General features: G+C 69.4%; 12 protein-coding genes. 3 read left to right on the top strand and 9 right to left on the bottom strand.

Annotated features, from left to right (window positions below; all coding sequences use genetic code 11):
- Together BIU99_RS15485 and BIU99_RS15480 are read right to left on the bottom strand one after the other, a co-directional pair.
- Entirely contained in the window at window positions 1-1,074 is a 1,074-nt protein-coding gene (locus BIU99_RS15485; RefSeq protein ID WP_071262062.1) for an ABC transporter permease, read from the bottom strand.
- A 124-nt stretch (window positions 1,075-1,198) separates the two neighbouring features.
- Complete coding sequence (locus BIU99_RS15480; protein ID WP_071262061.1) at window positions 1,199-2,830, bottom strand: ABC transporter substrate-binding protein; 1,632 nt, start codon at window positions 2,828-2,830, stop codon at window positions 1,199-1,201.
- A 305-nt stretch (window positions 2,831-3,135) separates the two neighbouring features.
- Here BIU99_RS15480 and BIU99_RS15475 point away from each other — a divergent pair, with 305 nt between their 5' ends.
- From BIU99_RS15475 to BIU99_RS15465, 3 genes are read left to right on the top strand one after another with little or no spacing between them, the layout of a single operon-like run.
- A complete protein-coding gene (locus tag BIU99_RS15475; protein ID WP_083397406.1) occupies window positions 3,136-4,425 on the top strand; it encodes an aminotransferase class I/II-fold pyridoxal phosphate-dependent enzyme in 1,290 nt (429 codons plus the stop codon).
- The gene (locus BIU99_RS15470) at window positions 4,422-4,874 is read left to right on the top strand and encodes a RidA family protein (RefSeq protein WP_083397405.1); all 453 of its coding nucleotides are present in this window, start codon (window positions 4,422-4,424) and stop codon (window positions 4,872-4,874) included. Before BIU99_RS15475 ends, BIU99_RS15470 begins: the two co-directional genes overlap by 4 nt.
- A 40-nt stretch (window positions 4,875-4,914) precedes the next feature.
- Window positions 4,915-5,220, top strand: a complete 306-nt coding sequence (locus BIU99_RS15465) for a hypothetical protein (RefSeq protein ID WP_139205474.1) — start codon at window positions 4,915-4,917, stop codon at window positions 5,218-5,220.
- 15 nt (window positions 5,221-5,235) lie between these two features.
- Here the strand turns inward: BIU99_RS15465 and BIU99_RS15460 are convergent, their stop codons facing one another.
- The 7 genes from BIU99_RS15460 to BIU99_RS15430 all read right to left on the bottom strand — a co-directional run bounded on the left by BIU99_RS15460 (window position 5,236) and on the right by BIU99_RS15430 (window position 13,239).
- On the bottom strand, window positions 5,236-6,255 hold the full coding sequence (locus tag BIU99_RS15460) for a D-2-hydroxyacid dehydrogenase (protein WP_071262060.1): 1,020 nt from the start codon (window positions 6,253-6,255) through the stop codon (window positions 5,236-5,238).
- Window positions 6,256-6,313: 58 nt separating this feature from the next.
- Window positions 6,314-7,198 carry a DUF4438 domain-containing protein gene (locus BIU99_RS15455; protein ID WP_071262059.1) on the bottom strand — a complete coding sequence of 295 codons (885 nt, stop codon included), beginning with the start codon at window positions 7,196-7,198 and terminating at the stop codon, window positions 6,314-6,316.
- Complete coding sequence (locus BIU99_RS15450; RefSeq protein ID WP_083397404.1) at window positions 7,195-8,109, bottom strand: DUF4438 domain-containing protein; 915 nt, start codon at window positions 8,107-8,109, stop codon at window positions 7,195-7,197. Before BIU99_RS15450 ends, BIU99_RS15455 begins: the two co-directional genes overlap by 4 nt.
- Window positions 8,106-9,545: a metallopeptidase TldD-related protein gene (locus BIU99_RS15445; protein WP_071262058.1), complete on the bottom strand. Its 1,440-nt coding sequence runs from the start codon at window positions 9,543-9,545 to the stop codon at window positions 8,106-8,108. The genes BIU99_RS15450 and BIU99_RS15445 overlap by 4 nt, the downstream gene beginning before the upstream one ends.
- Complete coding sequence (locus BIU99_RS15440; RefSeq protein ID WP_217635014.1) at window positions 9,542-11,068, bottom strand: TldD/PmbA family protein; 1,527 nt, start codon at window positions 11,066-11,068, stop codon at window positions 9,542-9,544. Before BIU99_RS15440 ends, BIU99_RS15445 begins: the two co-directional genes overlap by 4 nt.
- A complete protein-coding gene (locus tag BIU99_RS15435; protein ID WP_071262056.1) occupies window positions 11,065-12,231 on the bottom strand; it encodes a Gfo/Idh/MocA family protein in 1,167 nt (388 codons plus the stop codon). Before BIU99_RS15435 ends, BIU99_RS15440 begins: the two co-directional genes overlap by 4 nt.
- 72 nt (window positions 12,232-12,303) lie before the next feature.
- The gene (locus tag BIU99_RS15430; RefSeq protein ID WP_071262055.1) at window positions 12,304-13,239 is read right to left on the bottom strand and encodes an ABC transporter permease; all 936 of its coding nucleotides are present in this window, start codon (window positions 13,237-13,239) and stop codon (window positions 12,304-12,306) included.

Below are 13,239 nucleotides of genomic sequence, written 5' to 3'. Positions count from 1 at the left end.
TCAGTACCTCACCCTCGGGTCGATGATCGCCGCGATGATGTCGACGATGAAGTTGGTCAGGGCGACGATGACGGCCAGCAGCGCGACGATCCCCTGGACGGCGACGAAGTCACGCGCCTTGAGGTACTCACTCAGCATGAAGCCGAGGCCCTTCCATTCGAACGTCGTCTCGGTGAGGACCGCGCCCGCGAGGAGGAGCGCGATCTGGAGGCCGATGACCGTGATGATCGGGATGAGCGCCGGACGGTAGGCGTGCTTCGTCACGAGCCGGAACTCACTGACGCCGCGCGACCGGGCCGCATCGACGTAGCCGGAACCGAGCGTGCCGATGACGTTGGTGCGGACCAGCCGCAGGAAGACGCCGGCCGTCAACAGGCCGAGGGCGATCGCCGGGAGCACCGCGTGGGCGAGGACGTCACTGATCGCCGTCGGATCGCCGAGGCGGATCGCGTCGATCAGGTAGATGCCGGACGGGTTCGAGATGGTCTGGAGCGTCAGCTCGGTGCCGGTGCTCGCTCGCCCGGCGACCGGGAGGATCCCGAGCCAGACGGAGAAGATGAGCTTGAGCAGCAGGCCGGCGAAGAACACCGGGGTGGCGTAGCTGAGGATCGCGAAGACGCGGAGGCCAGCGTCCTGCCAGCGGTCACGGCGGGCGGCGGCGAGCATGCCGAGCGGGATGCCGACGATGAAGGCGACGATGAGCGCGTAGATCGCGAGTTCGAGGGTCGCGGAGCCGTACGTGAGGAGGACCTCGATGACCGGCCGGTTGTCGGAGATCGTCGTGCCGAAGTTGCCGACCGCGATCTGTCCGAGGAACTCGACGTACTGGATGAAGATGGGCCGGTCGTAGCCGGCGGCACTGATGCGTTCCGCGAGCTGATCGGCCGGGAGTCGGCCTCCGAGCGCCGCGGTGATCGGATCACCGGTCAGGCGCATCAGGAAGAAGACCATGGTGACGAGGATGAACACCGTCGGGATGATCAGCAGGAAGCGGATGACGAGATACCGCCAGAGTCCGCCACCTCCGGAACGTCTGGCCGCCTTGGGGGGTGGGGTTGCGACAGCTGCCGTCATTGCAGTGGATCCTCCTCGATCACCGACTCGGTAGAGCCCGGACACACGATCGGGGCGGCTCTGTGGAGCCACCCCGATCGCGACGTCCGACTCACCATAGTCGGATATCAGTTGGTCAGGCTAGTCAGCCCTTGGTGATGGGCGCGTAGCGGAACTTGAACGACGCGTCGAGGACGGTTCCCTCGACGTCCTTGCCGACGACGGCCACCTGAGCGCCCTGGAGCAGCGGGATGGTCGACAGGTCGGCCGCCTCCGTGTCCTGGATCTGCTCGATGAGCTTCGTCCGTGCGTCGGCGTCCGTCGTCGAGCGCTGCTCGTTGATCAGGTCGTTGACAGCCGGGTTGTCGTAGTGGTTCGCGAGGAAGTTGTCCGTGGCGAAGAACGGCGACAGGTAGTTGTCGGCGTCGGAGTAGTCCGGGAACCAACCCAGCTGGTAGGCCGGGTAGACGTCCGTCGTGCGGTCCTTTGCGTACTGGACCCACTCGGTCTGCTGCAGGTTGACGGTGAACAGGCCGTCGGCCTCGAGCTGGTCCTTGATGAGCGCGTACTCGTCGCCGGAGCCGGAACCGTAGTGGTCACCGTTGTACTGGAGGTTGAGCGCGACCGGGACGGTCACGCCGGCAGCCTCGAGGGTCTCCTTCGCCTTGGCGGCGTCGGGGCCGCCGTCGCCGTCGCCGTAGAGACCCTTGAGGGACTCGGTGGCACCGGTCAGGCCGGCGGGCACGTAGGAGTAGAGCGGGGTGTAGGTGTCCTTGTAGACGTCCTTGGCGATCGCGGCGCGGTCGATCAGGTCGGCAGCGGCCTGGCGGACGGCGAGCGCCTTCGCGGGGTCGGCGTCGGCGGTGGTCGCACCGTAGGGCATCGTGTCGAAGTTGAAGACGAAGTAGCGGATCTCGCCACCGGGGCCGTCGACGACCTTGACGTTCTTGTCCTTCTTCAGGTCCTCGATGTCGGTCGCGGAGAGGCTGCGCGACGCGACGTCGATGTTGCCCTGCTTGACGTCGAGCTTCAGGTTGGACTCGTCGGTGTAGTACTTCACGTTGACGGTGTCGTTCTTCGCCGCGCCGAGGAGGCCCTGGTAGTCGGCGTACTTCTTGTACGAGATGAGCTCGTTGAACTTGTAGCTGTCGATCGTGTACTGGCCGGCGAACGCCTTGCCCTTGACGATGTCGGCGTCCGGGGTGATCTCGGTGGCGGAGAAGACGTCCTCGTCGACGATCGGGCCGACGGGGCTCGAGAGCACCTGCGGGAAGGTCTGGTCGTTCTCGGTCTTCAGCGTGAAGACGACGGTGAGGTCGTCGGGCGCGTCGGTCTTCTCGAGGTTGCCGAGGAGCGAGGACGGTCCGTTGTCGTCCGCGATGGCGAGTTGACGGTCGAAGCTGAACTTCACGTCGGACGAGGTGAGGTCGTTGCCGTTGGCCCACTTGAGGCCCTTCTTGAGCTTCACCGTGTACTCGGTCGGCGAGGTGAACTCGGCCGACTCGGCGATGTCGGGCTCGACGTCGGGGCTGTTGTACGGCGTGTTCAGGAGGAACGGGAAGACCTGGTTCATGACGGCGAAGGAGCCGTTGTCGTACGATCCGGCCGGGTCGAGCGTCGTGACCTTGTCGGTCGTGCCGATGACGATCGTGCCACTGGCGCCGCTGCTGGAGCCGCTCCCGCCGCCGGCGGCGCAGCCGGCGAGGGCGAGGGCGGTGATGGAGAGACCCGCGAGCGCGACGGCGCTCTTCCGGAATCCGCTACGTAGGGATGACATTGATGTCGACCTCGTTTTCTGTGTGTGAGAGACGGCACGGCTGTGTGCAGGTTCTTCGCACGTGCTTGTAGAGGATTACAGCACGCTCCGAACAAATCCCTCAAACCCAGAAGGCTTCCGGTGCTGATTCGTTACGAGCACGAAACGTGCGCATGCGGCAGCTGTCGCGCAAGGACCGCGCGTTTGGCCCGCACTCCGTGGAACTCGCCATCTCGCACCGATCATGGATCACCGGTTGTCGATAGTATACAGTCTACAGATGACAGGTCCGGATGAGGCGGACCTCAAGACTCTGAGGAGCTCGTATGTCTGTGCACCCGCCTGCGGCCACCACCGCCCAGCTGGGCGGCGACACGCCCGCCGCTCCCGAGTTGCGCCCGGCGCAGAGCGCTCGCGTGGCGCGGACGCACCTCACCTATCGGGAGGCGGCTCCCGGGCTCTCCGTCCGTGAAGCGGACCTGTCGCTCAGACTCGACGGCGGCGGTCACGGGCTCCTCGACACGACGCACTTCGACACCGTCCGCTTCCCACCACCGGCCTGGGCCGACCAGGCCATCCGCGAGGCCGTCGCCACCGGCGAATGGGCGTACACCCCGTACCGAGGCGACCCCGGCGTGCTCACCGACCTCGCCTCGGCGATCAGCGGCTTCCTCGGCAGCCCGGTGGGTCCCGGCAACCTCGCCCTGACCCCCGGGACGCAGGGCGCCCTGTTCACGACACTGTCCTCGATCGTCGACGAGGGCGACCTCGTCCTCCTCGCCGACCCGGACTACCTGTTCTGCGAGCGGATCCTCGCGTTCCTCGGAGCACGGGTCGAGCGCATCCCGCTCATCCTCGACGGCGAGCGCCCCGGCCTCGACCTCGACGTGGTCGAACGGTTCCTGCCCGAGCAGCCGAAGCTGCTCATGTTCTCGCACCCGAACAACCCGACCGGCGCCGTCTATCCCGCGGAGATGATCTCCCGCGTCGCCGAGCTCGCCGTCGCCGGCGGCTTCCGCGTGCTCGTCGACGAGCTGTACAGTCGCCTGCTCTACACGGACACCCCGTTCCCCCACCTCCGCTCCGAGCCCGGCATGGCCGACCGGACCATCACCCTGCTCGGCCCGTCGAAGACCGAGTCCATGAGCGGCTTCCGGATCGGCGTCGTGGTCGCCCCGGAGGACGTCATCGCGTCGGTCGAGCAGACCCTCGCGATGACCTCCCTCCGCGCCCCCGCCTACGCGCAGCGCATGCTCGCCCGGTGGCTCGTCGACGACGACGACTTCCTCCACGAACGCATCGCCGACCTGGAGGCGATCAAGCGCACCACCGTCGAGAGCCTGTCGCGGGTCCCCGGCCTACGCATGACGCCGCAGGACGGGACCGCCTACCTGTTCCTCGACGTCTCGGCGTTCGGGGTGTCGGACGTCGAGGTCGCCGGAGCCCTGCAGCGCGAGGCGCAGGTCGTCGTCTCGCCCGGGTACCAGTTCGGCCCCTCCGGCAGCGGGCACTTCCGGATCTGCTACGCCCGCGACGAGACGGAGTGGGCTGCGGCGCTCGAGCGGATGGTCGTGTGCCTGACCGGCCTCGCGACCGCAGCCGGTATCGACGCGTGACCGACGGCGCATCTCGCGACGCGGGGATCCGGCCAGCCGGCGCTTACTCGGTCGCACGCCTCGTCGGCGAGCTCGTCCACACCGCCGGCATGACCCCGCGGGTCGACGGCGCGCTCGTGGCGACCGGCCGGATCGGTCGAGAACTCGACGACGCCCAGGCGCTGTCCGCCACCCGGATCGCGACCGAGCGGGCGCTCGCTGCCGCTGCGAACGCGGTCCCCGAGGGTGCCTTCCTCACCGAAGTGGTCTCCCTGACCGTCTACCTCGCCGTGGCCGACGGCTTCGTCCGGCTGAGTGAGATCGCCGACGCGGCGAGCGCCGTGGTCGTCGAACGGTTCCCCGACGCCTCACTGCCCGTCCGCGCCGCCCTCGGGGTCGCCGCGCTTCCCGGCGATGCACCCGTCGAGATCCAGCTCGTCGCGCGATGCACCGGCGGGCCGATCACCTGATCAGCGCCCAGCGGTCGACGCGTGTGGTCTGATGGTGGTCATGGCCGTCTCATTCAGCTTCACCGTCGGGGTCGACGAGCCCCATCACGTCACCGTGCGGGTCGCCGGGATCCGGAACCGGGTGACGATCGAGGTCGACGGGTGGCTGGCGGCCGACAGCGGGGGCAATCTGGGGCGCATCATGCCGAACGTCTTCGACGTCGAGGTCGGGGTGCAGGAACGACACATGGTGTCGATTCGGGTGATCATCCAGGAACCGATCGACGGTGGCGCACGCTACATCGACGTGTTCATCGACGGCCGCTTCGCCGCGCGGCACGACTGGCGGGCGATCCGCGAGCGGTGACCGTGGGTCGACGGGTCAGTAGCCCCGGTCGGCGTCGAAGCGGTTGAGCAGCGGCTCCCCCGCGCGGTACCGGGCGAGGTTCTCGATGAAGAGCGCGGTGAGCGTCGCGTTCTCGCTCTCCACCGTGGACGCGGAGTGCGGTGAGATGAGCACGTTGTCGAGGTCCCAGAGGGGCGAGTCGGCGGGCAGGGGCTCCTCACGGAACACGTCGAGGGCGGCACCGCCGAGTCGACCCGAGCGGAGGGCCTCGATGAGGGCGTCCTCGTCGATCACCTGACCGCGCGAGATGTTGACCACGGCCGCGTGCGTCGGGAGCATCGCGATGCGGTCGGCGCTGATGAGGTTCTCGGTCTCGGGGGTGAGCGCCGTGCACAGCACCAGTACGTCGGTCGTCGGCAACACCTCGTCGAGCCGGTCGACATCGCTCAGCTCGACACCCTGCGGCAGCTCGTAGCGTCCGCCCACACGACCCACCGCGGTCACGCGTGCGCCGATCGCGTCGAAGGTCCGGACCACGTTCGAGCCCATGCCGCCGACGCCGACGACGGTGACCCGCATGCCGGCCAGCTGCCGGGTGGTGTACCGCTCGAACCGATGCTCGCGCTGCTGCCGCTGCAGGTACGGCAGTCCCTTCACGACGAAGAGCGCCCCGGTGAGGGCGAACTCGGCGAGTGGCACGGCGTGCACGCCACCGGCGGTCGTGGCGATGATGCTGCTGCGATCGAGTCCGGTGCGACGCATGAACGCACCGATGCCGGCGCTCGTCGCCTGGATCCATTTCAGGTTCGGTGCCCGCTGCGGGAGCGCCGCCGGGTCCTGCCAGTCGAAGTCGAACGCGACCTCGGCCCGCGCGAGCAGTTCCTCCCAGCGCCGCTGGTCCGCGGCGCTCAGCTGCGGCGTCGGCCCGTGGTGGTCGGCGACGTACTGCGGCACGCCGATGAGCGTCGGGTCGTAGAGCACCTCGACGTCCGGGTGGGAGGCGCGGATCGCCTCGACGTGTTCGGGTTCGAGGTAGCTCGTGATGAGGATCTGCATGATGGTCCATCCTGCCGCGGACGCGGCGGCGTGTGCGGGCGGTCGGGTGCGCGCGGTGTCAGGCGGTCGGCCAGGGGTCGACCGCGGCGAGCCGCTCGGCCGTCAGCGCGGGGCGGTCGCCAGACGCCTCCGCCGATACCGTGCGGGGCTGCAGGACCCGACGGGGTCCGCAGGCGATCGGCAGGAATCCCGGTCCATGCCCTGGCATGGGCGAGCCTCCGTGGACGACGATCCCGACGGTGATCCAATCGCGGCGGAACCCCATGTTGTGGCGGACGTCGAGGTGCTCGACGGCGAACAGGTCGCCGAGGCGCATGTCGATGCCGTCGAGTTCCGGCGAGTCCGGGGTGACGGCGAGATCGACGTCCCACTGGTGCGCCGGCCGGCCGATCCCGTTCCCGGCCACCTTGCCGGGGAGGACCCCGACCACGTCCACGGTCGCGACACCCGCGTCGACCGTCACGGGGAGGGCGTCGAGCAGTGCGGGGTCGATGTTCAGCAGGACGATCTCCTCCGGTAGGTCGGCGCGTTCGTACCCCTGCCCCATCGCGTGCACGGCGATGCGGTCTCCGGGCAGGAGCGCCGCCATGGTCTCGTCGTCGAAGGAGACGATGACCCTGCCGGCCTCGCCGCGCTTGCCGACGACGGAACCCGTCGCGCCGGTCGCCGCGCCGGATCGCACCGTGGCGCGGTTGCCGACGCACGCGAAGGACGTCAGGCCGAAGCGCGATCCCGGGTCCGGGTGCACGAGGGTGACGCCGGGTGCCGCGTGGTCCGTGTCGGTCGCGAACACCGAGTCCCCCAGGTGCACGCCGAGCACGACACCGCCGTCGCCGACCGGCACGTAGGGGTGCCCGTCGCGGTCGATCCGGTACGACACCATCGGGGTGAGGCCGGCGTGCTCGACGAAGCCGAGCAGGTTGTTGGCGATGATCGAGCTCATACGGTCGTCTCCGTCGCGGTCGTGGGGGTGGAGGTGGTCGTCGCCCGGCCCATCGCGGTGAGCGCAGTGGCGAGGTTCGCCGCAGGATCGTCGAGGACGGTGAACGCCGACGCGGGTCCCGACAGCAGGGTCGAGGGCCCTGGTCCGTGCCCGAAGAGGCGGCACTCGCCGGTGGAGATGACCCCGATCGTGATCCAGCCGGGCCGGTAGCCGCGTCCGTAGGAGTGGTCCTGGTCCTCGAGCACGACGATGTCGCCGATGCGGAGCGACTCCAGGCCGAGCGACAGGTCCTCGCTGAGACCGGGGTAGGCACCCATCAGATCGGTGTTGGCGAACTCGGAGAGCATGCCGCCTCCTGCACCCGCCGCCTCGGCCGGGACGCGCATGGCGACGCCGACCTCGAGTGTGCCGTCAGCCGCCGTCGAGAACGGCAGGTGCGGCAGGAGCCGCGGGTCCAGGTTCTTCACCCGGACGTCCGGGTGGTCGAGGAGGCGCAGGCCCTGACCGCGGGCCTCGACGCTCACGGCGTCGCCGGTCGTCACCTGGCGGAGCGCCCCGTCGGCGAAGTCGGCGAGGACGTAGGCGTGCTGGCCGATGACGACACCCTCGGCTCCTGCCGCCGCCCCCGAGCGCACGGTCACGACGTTGCCGACGCAGCTGAGGAACTGCAGTGCGGCGTTCGCCTCGGCACCCGCGTGCCGGATCGACAGCCCGGGTTCGAGATGGTCGCTCGCGTGCCCCGTGGCGGCCTCTCCGACGTGCGCGCCCATCGTGACCCCGCCCATGCCGGGCAGGATGAAGGGGTGGCCGTCGGGATCCACCCGGTAGCCGTGACGGTCGGCCTGGGGCGGCCAGACCTCTCCGGTCAGGATCTGCGTGACCAGGCGGTCCTCGTTGGTCCTGAGACTCATGCCGTCGCTCCCTTCGGGGCCGGTGCGGTGCCGAGGGCGAAGCCGCGGATGCGGAGCGGTGGCGCGGTCGCGGCACCGTTGAACACGTTCATGAGCGGCTGGCTCAGCGACACCGATCCGACGCCGTCGACCCGCGCGAGACTGTCGAGCACGCTCACTGTGAACCGCTGCGACTCGACCGGACGCGTGATCCGGCCGTTCTCGATGAGGAAGCATGCGTCGCGCGTGACCCCCGTGATCGTGGAACGGACCGGGTCGACCGTGCGCGTGTACCAGAAGCGCTGCAGGTACACCCCGCGTTCGACGCCCGCGATGAGGTCGAGCTCGGTCGTGTCGGCCGCGCGGAGGATGACGTTCATCGGGATGGCGTGCGGCGCCTCCTCACGGGCGATGTGGAAGTTGCCGCTCGAGGCGGTCCCGAGCGCGAAGGCGGTCTCCCGGTCGGTGACGACCTCCGCGACCCGTCCACGGTCGAGGAACGGGACGTCGCGCTTCGTGGTGCCCTGGAAGTCGAACGGGAACGGCAGTCCGAGGTCGGCCGTCGCGTCGTCGTGGACCGAGACGAGCGACGAGGCAGCCTGCTCCCCGGCGCGGGTCGCGGCCGTGCCGAAGCCGGATGCCAGGGCCCCACCGGTGAATCCGAAGGCGCCGAAGAAGTCGAGGAACTCACCGGCGGCGAGCGCCCCGAGCACGACGTCGTACTCGCCGGCGGCGAGCGAGGAGCGACCCCGGGTGGCGGACGCCTCGGAGAGGGTCCGCTCGACGGACTCCGCCGCGAGCAGGCGGTCCGAGGAACGGGAGAGGTCCTTCCAGTGCGAGGACCCGTCGTCGATGCGGACCGTCAGGGAACCCTGCGCCTCGGTCGCCGCGGCATAGCGGGACGTGCCGCGCTCGCGGTCGTGGAAGGCGACCTCCGTGACCGCGCGGCCGAACATGCCCGCGGCCACACCACCGGCGCGGTCGGCCTCCGTCATCGCGCGATCGGCGAGGGCGACGTGTTCGCCGACGTCCCAGGCCGCCGTGTCCTCGCCCCAGAGCAGGGCACCGGACGCGGTGCGTCCCGACACGACCGGCTCGTCGACAGGGCCCGGTTCGGCTCGCGGTGGCCCGGCGGGGAGCCCCTGCCTGGCCTGCTCCCGCGCGGCGGCGCTCGCGTTCGCGACCGCCCGGCCGAGCCCGGCGATCGAACTGGCCGCGGCGAGCGACGCCCGCCCGTCCACCTCGGCGCGGACCATGATCTGCACCTCGTCGATGGCCTGACTCTGGTGCACCCGACGACCGGCGAAGCGGGTGAAGTCCCCTCGTCGACCGGTGAGGAACGCCTCGATCCGGTCCGCCGGGGCGTCGCGCAGGGCGGCCTCGAGCGCCTCGGCGGCTCGCTCGCCGCCGACGACGGGCCCGAAGGCGGTGGTGGTCGTGCTGTCGGTGTCGCTCATCGGTCCACTCCGATCCGGAGGTTCCGCACGAGCGTCGGCGAGGCGCCGTGCCCGAGGAAGCCCCATTGCTTGGGTTCGCCCTTGCCGCAGGGCATGCCGAAGGCCTTGAACTCCTCCGGCCCGGCGACCGCCTCGACGGACTGCCAGAACTCGGGCGTCGTGCCGCCGTAGGAGAAGCCACGCAGCAGGCGACCCCGCCGACCGTTCTCCACCTCGTACGCCACCTCGGTGCCGAACTGGAAGTTGTGTCGCCGCTCGTCGATCGACCAGCTGCGGTTGTCGTCGATGTAGTAGCCGTCGCCGAGACGCTCCTGCAGTTCCTCGGTCGACCCGCTGCCGGGTTCGAGGAACACGTTCGTCGCGAAGCACACGGGTGTGTACCCCCAGCCGTCGGAGCGGGCTGCGCCGATCGATGGCACCCCGATCCGGGCGGCCGAGTCGCGCGTCGAGAGGAAGTTGCGGATGATCCCCTCCGAGATGAGCGGCTGGCGCGACGCCGGGACACCCTCGTCGTCGAACGCGAAGGAGCCTCGGGTGCCGGGCACCGTCGGGTCGGAGGTGATGTTCACCGCCTCGGAGCCGTATCGGAGCGAGCCGACCGCGTCGGGCCCGATGAACGAGGTGCCCGCGTAGTTCGCCTCGTCACCGAGGATCCGGTCGAGTTCCAGGGCGTGACCCGTCGACTCGTGGATCTGGAGGGCCATCTGCGCCGGGCCGATGATGACGTCGGCCGTGCCCTGCGGCGCGAGTGGCGCCGTCAACAGCTCCACGGCCTCCCGCCCGATCCGATCGGCCTCCTCGACCATCCGGAGGCCTTCGACGTACTCCCACCCCGCCTGCGCGGTGTTGCCGTGGAAGGAGTTCGGGAAGGAACGCCGTTGCATCGTGCCGTGGCCGACCGCGTTCACGAGCGCCATCGCCCCGCTCTCGATGAGGTGCTGGTGCTGCATCGAGCCCTCCGTGTTGGCGAAGTGCCGGTGCTGTCGCTTGGCGTTCAGGCCGGCCTGGGCCATCACCACCTCGACGGGCGCGCTCGCGGCGCTCAGGATGTCGCCGAGCAGCGCCTGCCGGGTCGACGCCGACACCGCGAAGGGGTCGAGCACGACGTCGGTCGCGTACCGGCCGCTCACCGCCGGCATCGGCGGCAGTTCCGTGCGGTGCGCGTCGGAGACCCGATCGGCGTTGCGTGCATTGGCGAGCGCGCGATGAGCCGCGAGCGTGAGGTCGTCGGCGTCGTCGATCGGAACGGAGGCGAACCCCCAGCTGCCGTTGAAGAGCACACGCACGCCGACACCGAGGTTGTGCTCGATCCGCTCGTCGAGTCCGGACTCGAGCGTCGAGTACAGGCGCACCTCCTCGGCCTCGATGAGCCGGGCGTCGGCGTAGCTCACGCCCGGGACGTCGACCGCTGCGAGCACCCTGGTGAGCATCGTCGCCGCCGCCTGATCGTCGGCGAGTTCGCCCCAGGCGTGGGCCGCCGCGTCGACCGCTGCGAGCGGCGCGACCGTCTCGGCGTCCGTCACGCGCGGGCCGCCTCGGCGTCGTTCGCATCCGACGGGGCGAGCGCGAGCGGGAAGTCGCACCAGGCGCGGGTGCGGAACGACAGCTCGAACGCGTTGATCGTCTCCTGGACGAGCGCGCCCTGGTCGAAGTTGCCCTGGTTGAAGTCGTCGCCGGACAGGATCTCGGTGGCGAAGTCCTTGCAGAGGTTCGAGTAGAAGAGGAACGGCCAGGGCTCGGTGGACGCCCCACCCTCGGGGAAGAACTCCTGCGGGATCTCGAGCTCCTCGAACTCGACCTGGTCCTTCTTCGCGACCTTGATCGTCTGGCAGATGCCGGCCTCCTCGACGAGGCGGACGATGATCGCACCCTCCGAACCGTAGATCCGGGCCTCGATGCCGGGGAAGTTGCCGACGGTGACGTAGGACGACTGGATCGACGCCAGACGGCCCTGCTCGAACTCGGCGATCCACATGTCGCCGTCGTCGATGTTCATCCGCTGCATCGCGCCCGTGTCGCGGACCATCCGCTCCGGGACGAAGTTGCGCATCGTCCCGACGACGCTCGTCATCGGAGCATCGAGCCACCAGTGCATGATGTCGATGATCGGCGCGCCGTAGCCCTCGATGGAGGAGACGGCGATGACCTCGGGGTCCGCGTCCGGGTCCACCTGACGCAGCGGCGTCTTCGGATCGATCCACTGGCTGTTCTGCTCGTAGCCGTTGAAAATGTAGGGCTCGCCGATGAACCCCTGGTCGATGAGGTGCTTCGCGTACTGGATGGCGGGGGCGAAGCGGAAGGTGAAGCCCAGCTTCGTCTTGACACCACGCTCGGCGGCGAGCGCCGCGGCGCGCCGGGTCTCGGTGTAGTCGCTGTTCACGGGCTTCTCGCAGAGGACGTGCTTGCCCGCCGCGATGGCCGCCATGGAGATCTCGAAGTGCATGGCGTTGCCGGTCGCGACGTCGATGACGTCGATGTCGGGGTCGTCGATCAGTTCGCGGTAGTCGGTCACGGCACGCTCGACACCGAACTCCGCGGCCGCCGACGCGAGCGCCTCCTCGTCGATCTCGGCGAGCGCGACGACCTCGACACGCGGGTCGCGCTGCCAGCCGGGGATGTGGGAGCGGACGGCCCAGCGGCCGGCACCGACGACGGCGACTCGGAGCTTGCGATCGGACTCGGACATGGTGGTTCTCCTTCTGCGGGTGCCGGCATCGTGCGATGCGCGGACGGTGGTGGGATCGGTCGGAGGTTCAGGTCACGCGCGCTGCAGGCGGACGCGTGGGTCGATGACGGAGTAGAGGAGGTCGACGATGAAGTTGACGACCACGATGAAGAGGGCCGAGAAGAGCACGGTGCCGACGATCATCGGGGTGTCGAGGTTGGAGATCGCGTCGAAGGCGAGCCGGCCGATGCCGTTCAGTCCGAACACGGTCTCGACGATCACGACGCCTCCGAGGAAGTATCCGAAGTCGAGTCCGATCATCGTGACGAGCGGGATCGCGACGTGCCGGAAGCAGTGGCGCCAGAGGATGGTCCGCTCGGGCATGCCCTTCGCCCTGGCCATCCGGACGAACGGCGAGTCGAGCGTCTCGATCATGTTCGTCCGCGTCATGCGGGCGTACCAGGCACCGCCGCCCGACCCGAGCGTGAAGGTCGGGAGCACGAGGTACCAGATGATCGGGTCACCGAGCCCGTTGAGCGGGAACAGTCCCCAACTGAACGCGAAGTAGTAGATGAGGAGCAGGCCGAGCCAGAACGACGGCGCCGACAGTCCGATCAGCGACACGAAGGTCACCGTGCGGTCGACCCAACCACCGCGACGGTAGGCGGCGTAGATGCCGGCCGGGACACCGAGGATGATCTGCCAGACGAGCCCGCCGATCGCCACGAGGACCGTCGTCGGCAGAGCGGAGACGATCCGCTCGAACACACTCGTCTCCCGCAGGACGTACGAGGTGCCGAGATCGCCGCTCAGGAGCCGGCCGATGAACCCGAGGTACTGCTCCCACAGCGGGGCGTCGAGGCCGAGCTGTGCGCGGATGGATGCGATCGTCTCGGCACTCGCGTTCGGCCCGGCGAGGGTGGCCGCCGGGTCCGCGGGGACGGCGTAGACGAGGAGGAACGCGAGGCTGACCACCCCGAAGAGGACGAGGGCCATCTGGCCGAGTCGTCGTGCAAGCCACCAGAACAT

Source organism: Plantibacter sp. MMLR14_011 (assembly GCF_001865025.1).
Classification (GTDB): Bacteria; Actinomycetota; Actinomycetes; order Actinomycetales; family Microbacteriaceae; genus Plantibacter; species Plantibacter flavus_A.
This window is presented reverse-complemented; position numbering and strand designations above follow the sequence as displayed.

Coding starts and splice junctions, on each gene's coding strand:
- BIU99_RS15485 (WP_071262062.1), bottom strand. CDS start 1,074: ATGACGGCAGCTGTCGCAACCCCACCCCCCAAGGCGGCCAGACGTTCC.
- BIU99_RS15480 (WP_071262061.1), bottom strand. CDS start 2,830: ATGTCATCCCTACGTAGCGGATTCCGGAAGAGCGCCGTCGCGCTCGCG.
- BIU99_RS15475 (WP_083397406.1), top strand. CDS start 3,136: ATGTCTGTGCACCCGCCTGCGGCCACCACCGCCCAGCTGGGCGGCGAC.
- BIU99_RS15465 (WP_139205474.1), top strand. CDS start 4,915: ATGGCCGTCTCATTCAGCTTCACCGTCGGGGTCGACGAGCCCCATCAC.
- BIU99_RS15460 (WP_071262060.1), bottom strand. CDS start 6,255: ATGCAGATCCTCATCACGAGCTACCTCGAACCCGAACACGTCGAGGCG.
- BIU99_RS15455 (WP_071262059.1), bottom strand. CDS start 7,198: ATGAGCTCGATCATCGCCAACAACCTGCTCGGCTTCGTCGAGCACGCC.
- BIU99_RS15450 (WP_083397404.1), bottom strand. CDS start 8,109: ATGAGTCTCAGGACCAACGAGGACCGCCTGGTCACGCAGATCCTGACC.
- BIU99_RS15445 (WP_071262058.1), bottom strand. CDS start 9,545: ATGAGCGACACCGACAGCACGACCACCACCGCCTTCGGGCCCGTCGTC.
- BIU99_RS15435 (WP_071262056.1), bottom strand. CDS start 12,231: ATGTCCGAGTCCGATCGCAAGCTCCGAGTCGCCGTCGTCGGTGCCGGC.
- BIU99_RS15430 (WP_071262055.1), bottom strand. CDS start 13,239: ATGTTCTGGTGGCTTGCACGACGACTCGGCCAGATGGCCCTCGTCCTC.